Annotated in this window: 12 protein-coding genes; 11 read left to right on the top strand and 1 reads right to left on the bottom strand. The window is 72.8% G+C overall.

Annotated features, from left to right (window positions below; genetic code table 11):
- The 11 genes from ACIBG7_RS03515 (at position 1) to ACIBG7_RS03465 (ending at position 10,134) form a co-directional block, all read left to right on the top strand.
- Positions 1-777 (top strand): hypothetical protein, encoded by a 777-nt coding sequence (locus ACIBG7_RS03515; protein WP_357916424.1) that lies wholly within the window; start codon positions 1-3, stop codon positions 775-777.
- Positions 774-2,081 carry an ATPase, T2SS/T4P/T4SS family gene (locus ACIBG7_RS03510; protein WP_357916427.1) on the top strand — a complete coding sequence of 436 codons (1,308 nt, stop codon included), beginning with the start codon at positions 774-776 and terminating at the stop codon, positions 2,079-2,081. Before ACIBG7_RS03515 ends, ACIBG7_RS03510 begins: the two co-directional genes overlap by 4 nt.
- The gene (locus ACIBG7_RS03505; protein WP_357916429.1) at positions 2,078-2,929 is read left to right on the top strand and encodes a type II secretion system F family protein; all 852 of its coding nucleotides are present in this window, start codon (positions 2,078-2,080) and stop codon (positions 2,927-2,929) included. The genes ACIBG7_RS03510 and ACIBG7_RS03505 overlap by 4 nt, the downstream gene beginning before the upstream one ends.
- The gene (locus tag ACIBG7_RS03500; protein ID WP_397335049.1) at positions 2,926-3,840 is read left to right on the top strand and encodes a type II secretion system F family protein; all 915 of its coding nucleotides are present in this window, start codon (positions 2,926-2,928) and stop codon (positions 3,838-3,840) included. Before ACIBG7_RS03505 ends, ACIBG7_RS03500 begins: the two co-directional genes overlap by 4 nt.
- A gap of 14 nt (positions 3,841-3,854) precedes the next feature.
- Entirely contained in the window at positions 3,855-4,094 is a 240-nt protein-coding gene (locus ACIBG7_RS03495; RefSeq protein ID WP_357916435.1) for a hypothetical protein, read from the top strand.
- Between the two features lie 95 nt (positions 4,095-4,189).
- Entirely contained in the window at positions 4,190-4,615 is a 426-nt protein-coding gene (locus tag ACIBG7_RS03490) for a TadE/TadG family type IV pilus assembly protein (protein WP_357918364.1), read from the top strand.
- On the top strand, positions 4,612-5,025 hold the full coding sequence (locus ACIBG7_RS03485) for a TadE/TadG family type IV pilus assembly protein (RefSeq protein WP_357916438.1): 414 nt from the start codon (positions 4,612-4,614) through the stop codon (positions 5,023-5,025). The genes ACIBG7_RS03490 and ACIBG7_RS03485 overlap by 4 nt, the downstream gene beginning before the upstream one ends.
- Positions 5,022-5,453, top strand: coding sequence for a pilus assembly protein TadG-related protein (locus tag ACIBG7_RS03480; protein WP_357916441.1), 432 nt, complete (start codon positions 5,022-5,024; stop codon positions 5,451-5,453). Before ACIBG7_RS03485 ends, ACIBG7_RS03480 begins: the two co-directional genes overlap by 4 nt.
- Before the next feature lie 24 nt (positions 5,454-5,477).
- A complete protein-coding gene (locus ACIBG7_RS03475) occupies positions 5,478-8,321 on the top strand; it encodes a BTAD domain-containing putative transcriptional regulator (protein ID WP_397335048.1) in 2,844 nt (947 codons plus the stop codon).
- Positions 8,318-9,208, top strand: coding sequence for a hypothetical protein (locus ACIBG7_RS03470; protein ID WP_397335047.1), 891 nt, complete (start codon positions 8,318-8,320; stop codon positions 9,206-9,208). The genes ACIBG7_RS03475 and ACIBG7_RS03470 overlap by 4 nt, the downstream gene beginning before the upstream one ends.
- Positions 9,205-10,134: a hypothetical protein gene (locus ACIBG7_RS03465; protein WP_397335046.1), complete on the top strand. Its 930-nt coding sequence runs from the start codon at positions 9,205-9,207 to the stop codon at positions 10,132-10,134. Before ACIBG7_RS03470 ends, ACIBG7_RS03465 begins: the two co-directional genes overlap by 4 nt.
- A gap of 438 nt (positions 10,135-10,572) precedes the next feature.
- Here ACIBG7_RS03465 and ACIBG7_RS03460 read toward each other — a convergent pair whose 3' ends face one another.
- Positions 10,573-16,212 (bottom strand): FtsK/SpoIIIE domain-containing protein, encoded by a 5,640-nt coding sequence (locus ACIBG7_RS03460; RefSeq protein WP_397335044.1) that lies wholly within the window; start codon positions 16,210-16,212, stop codon positions 10,573-10,575.
- Positions 16,213-16,406 lie beyond the last annotated feature (194 nt).

Here is a 16,406-nt window from a genome sequence, read left to right as displayed (position 1 = left end):
ATGGCCCTCATCGCCCTCGCCGCGGACAAAGGCGCGCCCGGCGTGACCACCGCCGCCACCGCGCTGGCCGCCGTCTGGCCGCGCCAGGCCTTCCTGGCCGAGTGCGACCCGGCCGGCGGTGACCTCGCCTACCGGCTGCCCGGGGAGCACGGCCACGCGCTCAACCCCGCGCACGGCCTGCTCAGCCTGGGCGCCGCGGCGCGCAAGGGGCTCGGCCCGCAGCAGGTCCTCGAACACTCCCAGCGCCTCATCGGCGGCCTCGACGTGCTGCTCGGCCTCACCGCCGCCGAGCAGGCGGCCGGGCTGACCTGGCTCTGGGACCCGCTGGCCCAGGCCCTCCGCGGCCTGCCGGAGACCGACGTGGTGCTCGACTGCGGCCGGCTCGGCTCGTACGCGCCGATCACCGGGCTGCTGGCCGCCTGCGACATGGTCGTCCTGCTCGTCCGGCCGCAGCTCGACCAGGTCGCCCACCTGCGCGACCGCGTCTCGGCCCTCGGCGCCGCGCTCGCCGAGCGCACCCGCACCCCGCCGGCCATGGGCGTCGTCGTGGTCGCCGAGCCCAAGGAGTACGGCAGGGCCATCGGTGAGGTCCGCCGCGTGCTGGCCGGAGCCGGGCTGCCCGACCTCGTGCTCGGCGGGCTGGCCTACGACGTCAAGGGCGCCGAGCTGCTGCGCGGCGAGTGGGGCGGCCGGCTCGACCGCACCCTGCTCATCCGGTCCACCCGCGAGCTGGCGACCACGCTCACCGGACATCTCGCGAGGGCGGCGTTCGCATGATCGACCACGGACTGGTGAAGCGGTTCCGGCAGGAGGTCGGCGACCGGCTGGCGCAGCAGCGGCGGCTGGACGCGGCCAACGGCCTGGCGCCGATGACCGGCGAGGACGAGCGCCAGTTCGCCCGCGCGCTCATCGCGCAGGTGCTGGAGGAGCACGCCCGCAGCGAGATCGGCATCGGCCGCACCCCGCCCAACGCCGAGGAGGAGGAGGCGCTCGCCGCCGGCATCCACGCCGCCCTCTTCGGCGTCGGCCGCCTCCAGCCGCTCCTGGACAACCAGGAGATCGAGAACATCGACATCAACGGCTGCGACCGCGTCTTCGTCAGCTACGCCGACGGCCGCGAGGAACTCGGCGAGCCGGTCGCCGAGTCCGACGAGGAACTGGTCGAGCTGATCCAGATCCTCGCCGCCTACTCCGGGCTCAGCTCCCGGCCCTTCGACACCGCGAACCCGCAGCTCGACCTGCGCCTGCCCGACGGTTCCCGCCTGTCGGCGGTCATGGACGTGGCGGTTCGGCCCGCGCTGTCCATCCGGCGCGCCCGCCTGGGCAAGGTCTTCCTGCCCGACCTGATCGGCAACGGCACGATCAGCCCCGAGCTCGGCCGCTTCCTGGCCTCCGCGGTGGCCGCGCGCAAGAACATCATGATCGCCGGCTCCACCAACGCCGGTAAGACGACGCTCCTGCGCGCGCTGGCGAACGAGATCGCGCCCAACGAGCGCCTGATCACCGTCGAGCGAGCCCTTGAGCTGGGCCTCGACCAGTTCCCCGAGCTGCACCCCAACGTGGTGGCCTTCGAGTACCGGCTGCCGAACGCCGAGGGTCAGGGCGAGATCACCATGGCCGAGCTGGTGCGGCGCTCGCTGCGCATGAACCCCTCGCGCGTGATCGTGGGCGAGGTCCTGGGCGACGAGATCGTCACCATGCTGAACGCGATGACGCAGGGCAACGACGGCTCCCTGTCGACCATCCACGCCAACTCCTCCATGGAGGTCTTCAACCGCATCGCGACCTACGCGCTGCAGGCCTCCGAGCGGCTGCCGATCGAGGCGACGCACATGCTCATCGCGGGCGCCATCGACTTCGTCGTCTTCATCACCAAGCGCAACGACTACGACCGGGGCGGGCGGCTGCGGCGGTTCGTCTCGTCCGTTCGTGAGGTGACCGGCGTCGACGGGCGGGTGCTCTCGTCCGAGGTGTTCGCACCGGGGCCGGACGGCGCCGCCGTACCGCACGCGCCCATCCAGTGCATCGAGGAGCTCGCCTACTACGGCTACCAGCCCGGCTACAACGGGGGGTGGCGGTGAACACGCTGATGACGGCGGTGCTCGGCGGCGCGATGCTGTCCGGCGGGCTGTTCCTGCTCGGCCTCTTCATCCGCGGCACCGAGGTGCGCCCACGTGCGGCCACCCCGGCCGACCGCCGCCAGCAGCTCCGCGCCCTGTCGGCCCGGATCGGCCTGGCGGTCGTGGTCGGCGCGGTGGTCCTGGCGGTCACCCGCTGGCCGGTCGTCGCGGTCGGCGCCGGGCTGCTCGTGCTGGGCTGGAACAGCCTGGCCGGCGGCGCGGCCGAGGAGCGCGCGGCGATGAAGAACCTCGAAGCCCTGGCCGCCTGGACCGAGTCCCTGCGCGACACCATCGCCGGCGCCGCCGGTCTGGAGCAGGCCATCCCGGCCTCCATCCGCGCCGCCGCCCCGACCCTGCAGCCGCACATCCGCGCCCTGGTCGACCGCCTGCACACCCGCATGTCGCTCCCGGACGCGCTGCACCGCTTCGCCGACGACCTGAACGACCCCTCCGCCGACCTGGTCGTCGCCGCGCTCATCCTCAACGCCAAGCTGCGCGGCCCCGGCCTGCGCGAAGTGCTCAGCGCCCTGGCCACCTCGGCCCGCGAGGAGCTCGACGTGCGCCGCAAGGTCGAGGCCGAGCGGCGCTCCACCCGGCGCTCCATGCAGATCGTCGTCGGCGCGTCGGTCGGCTTCGCGGCGGCGCTGGTCATCTTCAACCCGTCCTACGTGGGCGAGTACCAGGGCTGGCTCGGCCAGCTCGTCCTGCTGGTCGTGGCGGCCCTGTTCGGCGCCGGATTCGCCTGGATGCGGCGGCTGGCCAAGTACAACAAGCCCGAGCGGCTGCTGGCCCGGGTGACGCCGCAATGAACGTGCTGACCATCTCGCTGCTCGGCGGGGCCCTGATCGGGCTCGGCCTGTTCACCCTGAGCCGCGCCCTGTTCCCGGCCCGCCCCGGCCTCGCCGCGCGGCTGTCGGCCACGGACGGCCTGCGCCGCGAGTCCGAGATCTCGGTCAGCGTGATCAGCCGGGAGGAGGTCAGCCCGTTCCGCCGCCGCCTCGGCGAGTCCATGGGCCGCTTCTACGCCGCCCGCGGCTGGGAGATGCGATCCGCCCGCGCCGACCTGGCCCTGCTCGGCCGGTCCTGGGACGGCTTCCTGGCCACCAAGTGCCTGCTCGGCGCGGCCGGCCTGCTGTCGGCGCCGCTGGTGGCCGGCTGGGTCTCGCTGATGGGCTGGGGGCTCAACCTCAGCGTCCCGCTCTGGTCCGCGCTGGTCATCGCGCTGATCTTCTTCATGCTCCCCGACGTGCAGCTCAAGCGGGACGCCGCGGCCAAGCGCCGCGACTTTCGGCACGCCGTCGGCGCCTTCCTCGACCTGGTGTCCATGAACCTCGCCGGCGGCCGTGGCGTGCCCGAGGCGCTCATGATGGCCTCCTCCGTCGGCGACGGCTGGGCCATGGTCCGCGTCCGCGAGGCCCTGTCCAACGCCCGCATCGTCGGCATCACCCCCTGGCAGGCCCTGGGCCAGCTCGGGGAGGAGGTCGACCTCGACGAACTGCGCGACCTGTCGTCCGCGCTCGGCCTGGTGGCCGAGGACGGCGCCAAGGTCCGCCAGTCGCTCGCCGCCCGTGCCGAGACCATGCGCAAGCGCGAACTGGCCGAGGTCGAGGGCCAGGCGGGCGAGCGCTCCCAGTCCATGCTCGTCGCCCAGCTCCTCCTCTGCGCCGGCTTCCTGATCTTCCTGAGCTATCCGGCCGCAATGAAAATGTTGGGATCATGAAAGGGGACATCCCAATGAATCCGCTTCAGTCACCGCTGGTCGTGTACCTGCGGGCGATGCTGGGAGTCCGCATCGAACGGGCTCGCAACGCACCCTCCCGCGGAGCCTCCGCCGTCGAGTGGGTCATCATCACGGCGGTCATCGCCGCCGTCGCCATGGGGCTCGCGCTGGTCATCCAGCAGGTCGTCACCGAGCGGCAGGAACAGATCAAGACCGGCTTCGGGTCGGGTGGCGGCAAGCCGGCCGGCGGCTGACGCCCGTGCCCGCGCGCCCCGCCTTCCCGGCCGGCCGCCCGCCTGTCCGGTGGGCGGCCGGTCGATGTGCGCGGTTTTCCGCGCGGGCCGGGCGGTTGCCGCGGGTACGGCGGGGCGATCGGGGTGCGTCGGCCATCGAGCTGGCGATCATCATGCCCGTGGTGCTGATCGTGCTCCTGCTCATCGTGCAGTTCGCGCTGATCTTCCATGGCCGCCAGGTCGCCGACGCCGCCGCCCGGGAAGGCGCCCGCGTGGCCCGCTCGGCGGGCGCGGGAGCCCGTGACTGGCAGAGTACGGCCAGCCGCCGGGCCAAGGACATCCTGCGCGCGATGGGCCCCAAGATGCTGGAGAGCGCGACCGTCACCCCCTGGCAGCGCGGCAGCGAACGAGGTGTGACCGTCCGCGGCAACGCCGTGGCGGCTGTTCCGCTCATGCCGGGCATGACCTTCACCATCACCTCGACCTTCGGCGGCCCCATCGAGTGCTTCCGCCCGGACAACGGTTCCGGAGGCTGCGGATGAGGCGGCCGGCCGGTGACGGCGAGCGGGGGTCGATGGCGGTGGAGACGGTGCTGCTGGCGCCGGTCCTGCTGCTGTTCATCCTCTTCCTCGTCGGCGCGGCGGTCATCGTCGAGTCGCAGGGCGAGGTCAACGGCGCCGCCCGCGACGCCGCCCGGGCCGCGTCGGTCCAGCGGGAGTTCGGCGCCGCGCAACGGGCCGCCACCGCGGCGGCGCGGGCCTCGTTGAGCGGATCGTGCGCGAGCCCCGTCGTCAGCCTGGCCGGCTCGAACTTCACCGAGGGCGGCGAGGTGCGCGCCCGCGTCACCTGCCGGCTCGACCTGGGCTCGGTGGCCGGGTTCGGCTTCCCCGCGACCAAGGAGATGAGCTCCACCGCCGTCGCCCCGCTGGAGCAGTTCCGGAGGATCGGATGAGACGGCTGCGGGAACGGCGCGGCGACCGGGGCAGCACGGCGGTGTTCGTCGTGGTCTTCTCGCTCGCGCTCTTCTTGCTGGCTGGGCTCCTGGTCGACGGCGGCGCGGCGATGAACGCCCGGCTCCGCGCCGGCGACATCGCCGAACAGGGCGCGCGGGCGGCGGCCGACACCATCGACGAGGACGAACTGCGCGCCAGCGGGCGGATCCGCATCCGCGACGCCGCGGCCGCCTGCGGGCGGGCCCGGCGGGTGGTCACCGCCCACGCGGAGGCCAAGGCCCGCATGACCGCCTGCAGCGTGCGAGGCGGCAACCGCGCCGAGGTCGGCGTCGAGATCAAGTGGAACGCGATCCTGCTGTCGATCATCGGCATCACCGAGGGAACCATGTCCGCCGAGGTCTCGGCCGGACCGGAAACAGGTAGATAAGGCATGTCACGACAACCTGTGCGAGTGCAGTCGAGGTCCGGCCTCGACATCCTGCTCGGCGTGCTCTCCGTGATCGCCCTGCTCGGGCTGGTGGGCGGCGTGCCGTACGCGCTGGTGCGGTTCTTCGGCAACCCGCTGCCCGAGCAGTTCTCGATCGAGGCGCTGACCAGGCAGGTCGGGTTCGGCACGGTGCTGGACATGCTGGCGATCCTGGTCTGGCTGGCCTGGGCGCAGCTCGTCGTGTGCGTGGTGGTCGAGCTGTGGTCGGCCATCCGGCGGGTGGGCGTGCCGGCGCAGGTGCCGTTCGCCCGCGGGCCGCAGGCGCTCGCGCACCGGCTGGTGACGGCGGCGCTGCTGCTGTTCACCGCGGCGGCGGTGGTGACGCCCATGGTCAACGCGGTGGCCCAGCCCGGCGGCGCCCAGATCGCCGCGGCGCAGCAGGCCGTGCCGCAGCCGGTGGTCCAGGAGGCCGAGCAGCTCGCGCCGGTGAAGAAGGCCAAGAAGGTCTACACCGTCCAGCCGCCCGAGGGACGCCACCACGAGAGCCTGTGGGAGATCGCCGAGAAGTGCCTGGGGGAGGGCCGCAGGTACAAGGAGATCTACGAGCTCAACAAGCACAAGGAGCAGCCGGACGGGACGAAGCTGCACATCGCCAGCCTGATCCGGCCCGGCTGGGTGCTGGAGATGCCGGACGACGCCCGCAACGTGCACATCGTCGCCGAGGACGACTCGCGGCCCGAGATCCTCGACCGGCACCCGGACAAGCCCGCCGAACTGGACGGCCGGACCGCGCACCAGCAGGTCCAGCAGGCCGACGACCGGGCGGGCGACCCGTCCCGCGCCGACGACGCCGCCCCCGGCCGGGCCGACCTTTCGCAGATGTACGGTGACCCCGAGCAGACCATGAACGTCCGGCCGGGGCAGGTCCAGCCCGCCGAGCAGACCCTCCAGGTACGGCCGGCCGAAGTGCTGGCCGGCGACCAGGACCAGGGCCTCGACCTGTCCGCGCTGCCCGACTACCTCGCCGCCGCCTCGCTGGCCGCCGCCGGGCTCCTGGCCGCGCTGGGCCGCCGCCGCCGCGAGCAGTTGTGGGGCCGTGCGTTCGGCCGCCGGCTGCCCGAGCCCTCCGGCCCCGGCGCGCTGGCCGAGAAGGCGCTGCTGCTGGGCGCCGACCACCACGGCACCCGGCTGCTCGACCTCGGCCTGCGGCACCTGGCCAAGGAGCTCGGCGCGGCCGGCCGTACCCCACCCACGGTCTACGGCGCGTTCCTGGCCCCCACCCACCTCGACCTGTGGATCCACCCGGCCGACCGCGAAGCGCCCGCGCCGTGGGTGGCCGTGGACGGCGGGCAGGTGTGGCGGCTCGACGCCACCGCGGGTCTGCGCCTGCCCGAACAGCCGCTGGCCGGCGTGCTGGCTCCCTATCCCGGCCTGGTCTCGCTCGGCGCGAACGAGGGCGGGCGCGTGCTGGTCGACCTCGAAGCCGCGCACGGCATCATCAACCTGCGCGGACCGGCCGAGTACGTGACCGCGGCGCTGGCCGCCGTCGCCGTCGAGCTGGCCACCAACCGCTGGTCCGACCACATGAACCTGGTGCTGGTCGGCTTCGGCGCCGAGCTGTCGATGATCGCCCCCGAGCGCATCGCCGCCTACGCCACCCTCGGCGAGGCCCTGCCCGCGCTGGAGGCCGCGACCGCCGAGGTGCGCGGCGCGCTGGCCGCGCTCGGCGCCGACTCCGTGCTCACCGGCCGGGCACGCGGAGTGCAGAGCGAGTCGTGGATGCCCACGTACCTGATCTCCGCCGTGCCGCCCACACCCGAGCAGGCCCAGCGCCTGGCCGAACTGGCCCGCACCGGCTCCCGGCTGGCCTCCGGCTACCTCGTCGCGGGCGAGGCCACGCCCGGCGCGGTCTGGCAGTGGGAGATGCACGGCGACGGCCGCGCCACACTGCCCGCCCTCGGCTTCTCGGTCAAGGCGCAACTGCTGCCGCAGGACCAGTACCGGCAGGTCATCGATCTCTTCCGCAGCGCCACCGGACGTGAAGGGCTGCCGCTCGGCGACCCCTCACCGTCGGGGCCGGTCGCGCACCAGCTCCAGCCCGGCTTCCAGGCGCTCGCCGACGTGCGGATCCTCGGCCCGGCCGACGTCCAAGCCGGGGGACCGCTCGAACCCGACCGGATCGCGCAGTGCCAGGAACTCATCGCCTACGTCGCCACCCACCCCGGCGGCGTGCACCCGCGCGTCCTGGCCGGGGCGCTGTGGCCGCGCGGCGTCGAGGAGACCGTGCGGGACGCGGTCATCGACCGGGCGATGGACTGGCTCGGCGACGACGTCAACGGGCGGCCCAACCTCTTCCTCGACATGCAGGGCCGGCTGCACCTGGGGCCGTTCGTGCGGGTGGACTGGGAGATCTTCAAGGAGCTCCTGCGGGTCGCGCGGCAGGACGCCGGGCAGGAGGCGGCGATCCTCTCCTACGCCCTTGACCTGGTGCGTGGTCCCCTCCTGGCCGATCGGCCGTCCGGGCGTTACCTGTGGCTGGCCGGCGACCCGATCGAGACCGAGGTCACCGCCCGGGTCTCCGACGCCGCGCAGCGGCTCTGGCACCTTCGCATGTCCGTCTCCGACGCCCAGGGCGCCATCTCGGCGGCCTTGGCGGGCCTTCGGGTGTCCGAGGGGGACGAGGCGCTCTGGCGGTGCCTGCTCCGCGCCGCCCACGCCACCGGCGACCCCGGCACCCTCCAGTTCTGGGTCGGCACCCTGCGGCAGCGGGCGGCCAACTCGCAGTACTGGGGGCGGCTGGTGCCGGAGACCGAGGCTTTGATCGAGGAACTGCTCCCTTCACCGGTGCCGGAACGGGCGGCGGGATGACCAAGAAACCATCCACCCGTTCCTCGGTTTCGCCACGTTCTCTGGCCACCTCCGCCTCCTCGTGGTCCTCGGGCTCCTCCGGTTCGTCGCTGTTGTGGCGGTTCGCGGCACTTGCCGTCTGTACGGCTGTCGCGGTGACGGCGTGCGGGCCCTCGCCGAAGAAGGCCAGCGGCTTCGGCCACTCGGGCTCCACCGACACCGCGGGCCGCCCGGGAACCTCCGCCTCTCCCGGCTCCGGCCCCGACTCCGCCTCCGGCTCGGGTGATCCGGAGTCCCCGAGCACCGCCACCGGCGACCCGGCCTCTCCCGCCCCCGGCCACCCAACGCCCGGCGACCCAACGCCCGGCGACCCATCGCCCGCCGACCCCGAGGCGAATCTCCCGCCCGACCCCTCCAAGGGCAAGCCCTTCGCCCAGGTCCGCCTCCCCGCCGACTTCCGCCTCACCTTCCCCACCCCCACCGGCGAGGCCCGCGCCGCCGTACAGACCTTTCGCGACTTCTGGACCTACTGGTGGTACGCGATCACCACCAACGGCCGCGACCAGCAGTACCAACGCCTCCTGTCCCGCGCCGACCTCCTGGACGGCGGCCTCGGCATCTTCCCCGAGATCGTCGCCGGCTGGCGGTCCGAGGGCGTCCGCCCCACCGGCCACCTCCGCGTCGACCACCTGCGCACCACCCTGATCGAACCCGCCAGGATCGGCTTCGCCGCCTGCGTCGACGCCACCAAGCTCGGCACCCGCTCCCTCTCCTCGGGCGAGGAGCGCTGGACGCTGGGCAAGCGCGACACCTCCCGCTACCAGATGCGAGTCCTCATGAAGCAGACGGCCGACGGCTGGCGGGTCGCCGCCTTCACGTCCGACTACACGGCTAAGGAGTGCCGATGAAGCGGCGCCTGCTCGCCCTCCTCCTGGCGATCGTCACCCTCATCCCCCTGGGCGCCACCTCCGCCCTCGCCGACCCGCCCGTCGGCGGCGGCAACGGCAGCGAGTACTACGTCGAGACCCAGGTCAACCTGTCCGGCAACGGCCACAACCCGGGCGGCAAGACGCACATCCCGCCGGACTTCGACCCGCCCAAGTGCTGGTGGGAGCCGAAGTTCACCTACGACGAGATGGTGAAGTTCCTCACCGACATCCAGGAGCGCTTCGGCGTCTTCGGCGGCGTCATCGAGGCCCTGGTCGACTACATCATCGAGAAGATCCTCGCTGACTACAAGCAGTACGAAAGCTGGCCCGGCAAGATCTTCTGGCTCCTGACTCACGACAAGACCGCCGAGGGCGAGGCCTGCTACCAGGCCACCACCCCCAAGTGGCGCGTCATCCAGCAGGTCCCCGTCGCCGAGAACGACAAGGTCATCGACCCCTGGGACCTCGCCAAGATCGCCCGCGCCAACCTTGTCCTGCCCCGGCCCCGCATCAAGATCAACCCGCCCGGCGGCCGCTCCTACGTCGGCCTGGAGACCTGGATCGGCGTCCGCCCCATGCGCCCCCGCTCCGTCACCGCCTCCGTCCCCGGCTTCCCCCAGCTCAGCGCCACCATCCGGGCCCGGCCTTCCGCCATCCGCATCGAGACCAACGGCCCCGGCCAGGTCAAGTCCGGCACCACCTGCCCGCTCTACACCAAGGGCGCCTCGCTGGCTTCCGGCTGCTGGATCAAGTTCACCAAGTCCTCCCTGGGCGGCCGCTACACCATCACCGTCACCCAGCTCTGGGAAGTCACCAGCACGCCCAACTTCAACCTGCCCCAGGGCGAAGTCTCGGCCAGCTCCACCATCCAGATCGACGAAATCCAATCCACCGTCCGCAAGTAATCGACCGTAGGTTTCCCCCGTGGGGGCCACCTCTTGTGGTCGCCCCCTCGGACCGCCCGCGTTCCGCCCTCCGGGCCAGCTCCCTGGCCGCCCCCTCGGACCGCCCGCGTTCCGCCCTCCGGGCCACCTCCCAGGTGGCCCGCTCGGGCCACGCGCCGGGCTGTCCGCTCGGGCCACCTGCCGGGCTGTCCGCTCGGGCGACCTGCCGGGCTGTCCGGCTTGGCTCGTAGGGGCGGCCCGCTCGACTTGCCCCGACGAGCCACCCACTCGGGCCGCCCCGCGCAGGTAACCCCGCTCAGGCGCCTCAGCTAGTCCGCGGGAAGCCAGGCCCCTCGCCCGCCGGACTTCCCATCTGAAGGGCCGCCTATCCAAAGACCGCTCGCCCGCACAGCACGGCATCGGCCGGTCGGCCACCTCCGGCCTGCCCCCGCCGTACGATCAAGCCCCGCCGCGGTCCGGCAAGGCGGTCTGAACCGGCGTAACCACCCCCATGCCGATCAACAGCCCCCGCCCCGGCGGCCCACCCACAGCCCCCCGAGGCAAGCGCACGTTGAACAGGTCCCCATCCGCCGGGCTCTGGACCGACAGCAACACCCCAGTCCGGGGCTTACGTGCCTCTGCCACGAACCCGCGATAAGCCGTGGTCAGATCCCCGGTAGCTCCGCCGATGATCAACCCGTGCTCCCCGTCCCGCCCGCTCCGCAGTACCTCATCCAGCACCAGCCCCAACGGTGCATCGGGGTTGATGAGCTCAGCGTCGTCCACGATCACCACATACCGCTCCCGGTCGGCGATCAGGTCCTGTAGCCCGGTCCCGTTCCCGTCGAGTACGGCAAGCGCCCCCTCCAACTCCCGCAACGGGCTTCGCCGAGGCACGACGGCGATCACCGGCGTCCCTTGATCGATCAGCGACCGGGCAGCCGTCAGCAGCACCGACGACCGGCCCGACCGTGGCGGCCCGGCCACTACCGCCCCCGGGCCCTGGGCGAGCAGGTCGATCCCCATCGGGGCCAACGAGTCGCCCCCTACGCCCACCAACGCCCACAACGGTGACGGCGGCACGAACCCCGGCACCAGCGCCATGGCCTGGCCGGCGGTGATGCGATTCGGCATGGAGTCCACCCGCAACGGCGGCTCCCCATCCCAAATCCACCCCGCGCTAACGACCCCGCCCTCGCTCAGGCCGACCCCGCCACCGATTGCGCTCTGAGCCGGGATGATCTCGGTGCCGGTGCCGGTGCCGGTGCCGGTGCCGTTGCCTCCGCCACCGTCTCCGCTCCGGCTTGGGGCACCCTGGCTCGGAATGCTCCCGCTGCCCGCACTGACCTCGCTGCCCGCACCGGCCTCGCTCAGGACGTCCCCGCTCGCTCCAGCTTGGTTCGGAACGCCCCCGCCGCTCGCGCCGACCTCACTCAAGAGGTCTCCGTTCACTCCAGCCTGGCTCGGGACGCCCTCGCCTCGGATGGTCCGCTCGCCGGGAGCGCGCTCGTCGCTCTGGGCGGCTCGGGCGAGGCGTGCGAGCTTCTGGAAGGCCGCCACCTGGGCGGGCCCCGAGGGATCTGGGTCCAGCAGGGCGATCTGGCTTTCGATCAAGCCGTGGTCGCCCATCGACACAGCGCGCCCGGGTGGCATGGTCGACGGCAGCTCCTTGATCGGCAGACCTGCCAGGCCGTAGTCGGCCGAGTCGGCCAGGCGGAGGATGAGGCGGTCATCGAAGACCGTGGAGACCTGGCCGATCAGCGCCGATCGGTCCCCGGTGACCACGGCCCGGAGGCCGACCGCCGCGCCCTCGCGCAACAGTTGCAGGAGGGCCTCGGTCAGTCGGCCGTAGTCGTAGCCCTCGAACGCCGCGACATACCCCTCCCAGCGGTCGATCAACAGCACGAGCCACGGCAGTCGGTTGCCCGCTGCTCGGTACTCGGCCAGGGAGGAGTGTCCGGCCTCGGCGAGCAGTTGTTGGCGGCGGCCTACCTCGGCTCGTAGTCGGATGAGGAGGCGTTCGACTCGGTCGAGCTGGTCACGGGTGACGACTGCCCCGCAGTGCGGCATGGCCACCAGCGGCAGCAGCGCTCCCGAGCCGCAGTCGATGGCGTGGACGTGTACGTCTGCGGGCGAGGCTGTGGCGGCGATGCGGCCGGCGATGGTGCGCAAGGCTGTCGACCGGCCTGTGCGTGCGCTGCCGGCGATCAGTAGGTGGCCGCCCTTTTCCAGGTCCAGGGTGAGGGGGCGTTGTTGCTGTGCCCACGGCAGGTCGGTGACGCCGAACTCCACTGGAGCAACCTCCGCCGCGGTGGCGCTTGGACGGTGAGCTTCCGGGATGGTGGGGTCAGCGTGTCGTTCTGGGGTGGCGATGACTACCTGCTCGGGTAGCGGGTCTAGCCAGGGGCTTGGCTGTTCGGGGACCTGGGCCAGTCGGGCTGCCTCGGCGATGGCGTCCACCAGTAGGGCCAGGTCGGTGGTGCCTGAACCGTCGTCGGGGTCCTGCGGTGCGGGTAGTGCGCGGCCCAATGACCGCCATGTCAGGTCTGTCACCCGGACTGGTGCGCTCGATCGGGTTCCGCCGCCTCGGCCGCCGATTCGGGCCGTCTGTACGGCTGTCGCGGCTCCTACCCCGGCTCGGACGTAGCAGCGGCCGGGGGTGGAGCGGGAGATGTGGGCGGCGTCCGGGACGTCGATGACGTCGGCGGATTCGGCTGGTTCGGTTACCCGGAGGGCTATGCGGAGGGAGGTGTTGGCTTGGATGTCGGCTGTTACCACGCCTGCTGGGCGTTGGGTGGCGAGGATCAGGTGGATTCCCAGGGAGCGGCCTCGGCGGGCTATGTCGACCAGGCCGCTTACGAAGTCGGGTAGTTCGGCCACTAGGGCGGCGAACTCGTCGATGATCAGGACTAGGCGGGGGAGGGGGTCCAGCTCCTGCTCGGAGGGGCCCTTCTTGGTTGGCAGGACTTCTGGGGGAGCTTCGGCGTGGGGTTCCCGTGTTTGGGTTCCGGGGGCCTGGCTTCCGGGGGCCTGGGTTCGGCTGGCGTGGGGTCCGCTGGAGCGGGGTTCGTCGAGCTGGGAGGCGTGTGGTTGGCGGGCGTTGGGGTGTGGGCCGCCTCCATAGGGGTGGCTTCCTGTGGGGGCCGGGTCGGCTGCTGCCCAGCTTGGGAGGGCGCTGTTGTGTGGGCTCGTGGCGGGTGCCGCAGGGCCGTGGGGGGCGGTTGAGCCGGTCAGCCAGGGGCCGTCGAGTCGGGACTGTTCCACCGCTCGCAGTCGGGCGAGCCACCCCGCCGGGCCGGAGCCCAGGGTGCCGCGGCTTCCAGAGCCCAAGGGGCCGCTACTCCCAGAACCCGAGGGGTAGCCGCCGCCGGAACCCGAGATCCCACCGGCACCGGGAGTCGGGCTGCCGTCGGCGCCAGTGTCCAAGGTGGGGCGGAACCCGGAGCTCGGGGTTTCACGGGGCCCGAAGCTCCAGGTCCCACCGGTCCCGGAGTTCGAAAGGTTCCCAGCGGTGGAGCGGGCGGGATCACCAGGGTTGGCGGGGGCGAAGCCGGGGCGGCCGGGGGTGGGCCGTGCGGGGCCGTCACCGCCAGACCAATGAGGGGCTGGGCGGGTGAGGGTGTGGAGGTGGTGTGAGTAGTCCTCGATGTCCTTGGCGCCCGCCCGCAGCAGCAACCGTTCGCGGCGGCGGATCTCGGCGGCGAGGGAGTCGAGGGCGCGCTGGGTGAGGTGGCCGTCGAGGTCGGTGACCATGCCGACGGTGTGCGGCAGCCGTACGCAGTCGTTGAACGCGGCCCCGCCCTTGTAGTCGATGAGGACGAAGGTGAGCTGGTCGGGGCGGTTGGCGGTGGCGAGGGAGCAGATGAGCGTCTGCAACAGCTCGGATTTGCCCGCGCCGGTGGTGCCGGCGATGAGACCGTGGGGGCCGTCATGCGCGAGGTCCACAGCGAAGGGGCCGTCGGGACCGATGCCGATGGGGGCGGCGGTCGTCCCCTGGTCGGTCCAGCGGGCGGCGATGTCGGAGGCGGTGGGGGCGGGCAGGGAGAGCAGGTCGAGAAGCCGGGCCGAGCCGGGAAGCTGGCCGGCGAGGTCGGCACGGCTGACGTCACGGATGGGGGCCAGGGCACGGGCGAGACGGTCGCACCAGGAGGGGGAGACCTGGTCGGCGAGCAGGGGCCCGAGGGCGTCGAGGCCGCCGCCGCGAAGGCGGACGAGCCCGGCGTCGTCGCAGGTGGCGACGGTGGCGCATTCCTCGGGGAGCAGGCGCTGGTCGTCGTCGACGGCGAGGGTGTAGACGCCGGCGCGCGGGCCCTGGCGGAGGACCTGCGGCATGCCGGGCAGGCCGCGGAGCACCTGGGCGCCGTCGAGGACGACGAGGACGTCGAAGGGGCGTTCGTCGTAGGTGGCGAAGGCCGGTTCAGTGGGGGTGGCGGGGCCGCCCAGGTCGTCCCAGCCGGTGGGGATCTTGCCGAGTTCGGGGATCGAGGTGTTGAGCCGCTCGTCGATCAACGAGCTGAGCTCGGCGACCCGGCGGGCGGCGGTCTCGGGGTCGGCGCCGACGAGCGTGACGCTGTCGGCGGGCAGGACACCCTGGCCGGAGCAGTGCGGCAGCCAGCGCACCCAGCTCCAGCGCGCCTCGCCGTCGGAGTGCGCGGACAGCACGACGATCGCCAGGTCACGCGGGCTGTGCAGGGTGGCGGCCTGGCCGATCAGCCAGCTCACCAGCCCGGACGTGGTCTCGCGCGGGCCGGTGACGCCCGCGACGCCCAGGCGGCGCAGAGGCAGAGCCACGGGCACGGCATGGCACAGCGGCGGGTCGAGCGGCCCGCCGCGCTCCTCGGCCAGCTCCAGGTTGGCGGGCAGGTCCGCCAGCCCCACCCGCAGCCGCAGCGCGTCGGGGTCGTGGATCCGGCGCTCCCACAACCGGCGCCGCGGCCCGGTCGCGGTGAGCAGGAGCTCGGCGGCGTCGGGCGCGTCGGACCGCCGGGCCAGCTCGTCCTGGCGGCGCGCGTCGGCCACCTCGTGCTCATACTCGGCCAGCCGTTCCTGGTAGTCCTTCATCGCCCGCCGGTGCTTCTTGCGGCCGTGCCGGCGGTCGCTCCACCACTGGCCGAACATGATCAACGGGCTCATCAGGGCGATGAGCAGGAAGTACCACTGGCCCAGGAAGTAGGCCAGACCCACGCCCAGCAGCGCGGGAAGCAACGCGGCCAGCAGTTGCAGCCGCAGCCCCTCGGTCCGGCGGGGCTCGGCCGGCCGCTCGAACCGCCGCTCCGGCTCGGGCCGGCGGAGCCTGGGCGGCCGGTTGTAGGCGACGCCGCCCTCGGGGCGTGGGGCCAGGTGGGCGTCGGGCGCCTCGATGGCGGTGAGCGCCAGGACGGTGGAGCCGCAGGTCAGCAGGGCGTGTTCGGGCCAGTCGGCGGCCTCGGTGACCGGGTCGGACTCGAGCTGCAGGTCGGCGGGCTCGGGAACGGCCGCGGCGCTGCGGGACTCGGCCCGGTCGAGGAGCTGGGCGACGTCGTCGGCGTAGCGGCCCTTGAGCTTGCGGCGGGGGCCGCCGGTCAGCGGTTGCGCATGCCGTACCGGCTCGATGGTGATGGTTTCGGGGGTGATGCGGAGGAGGGCGGCTTCGGGCGGCAGGGACGGGTCGGGCACGGCGATGGCGCACAGATCGCTGGAGCCGATGACGTGCTGGCCCAGACCTAGGCGGTGCACGAGGCCCGCGCCAGGGCCGCCCACGACGCGGATCTCGGCCACTCCGCCGGGCTCGTCGGTGATCGTGTGGCGGGCCAGGTGCTCGGACAGCGCCACGCGGTCGCCGTCGCGCAGGATCGCCCGGACGGGGGCCCGGGGGTCGAGCTCGCGTCCGTTGCGCCACAGGGTGGCGGGGTGGCCGGGCGCGCTCAAAAGGGGATCGGTGTCCCAGGAACTCGTCGGGGAGAGGCCGTAGGGGGCGCGGTTGAGGCGGACGACCTTGGCCAGCGGCACGTCCTGACCTCGGAGGGCGTCGGCGAGGCGGCCGATGGTGAGCTCGCCCTCGCCCTCCACGACCACATCACGATCGCCGCGCTCGTCGAGCACGGTGAGCATGATCCGCATGTGCCGACCCCCTAGGTTCGCGACCGGGCCACCGTAACGCCAGCGACAACGGTAAGCCCGCCGATTGACGGCAACGGCATGACGAAACCAAGGTGTGGATAACTCGGAGCCGCGTCCTCGCCTGTGGAAAACGCGACGAGTTTTTGCCGGACACCGGGAAATCGGCTGTGGACAACCTGTGGACGAGGGTAGAC

It is taken from the genome of Nonomuraea sp. NPDC050328 (genome assembly GCF_044459405.1).
Classification (GTDB): Bacteria; Actinomycetota; Actinomycetes; order Streptosporangiales; family Streptosporangiaceae; genus Nonomuraea.
This window is presented reverse-complemented; position numbering and strand designations above follow the sequence as displayed.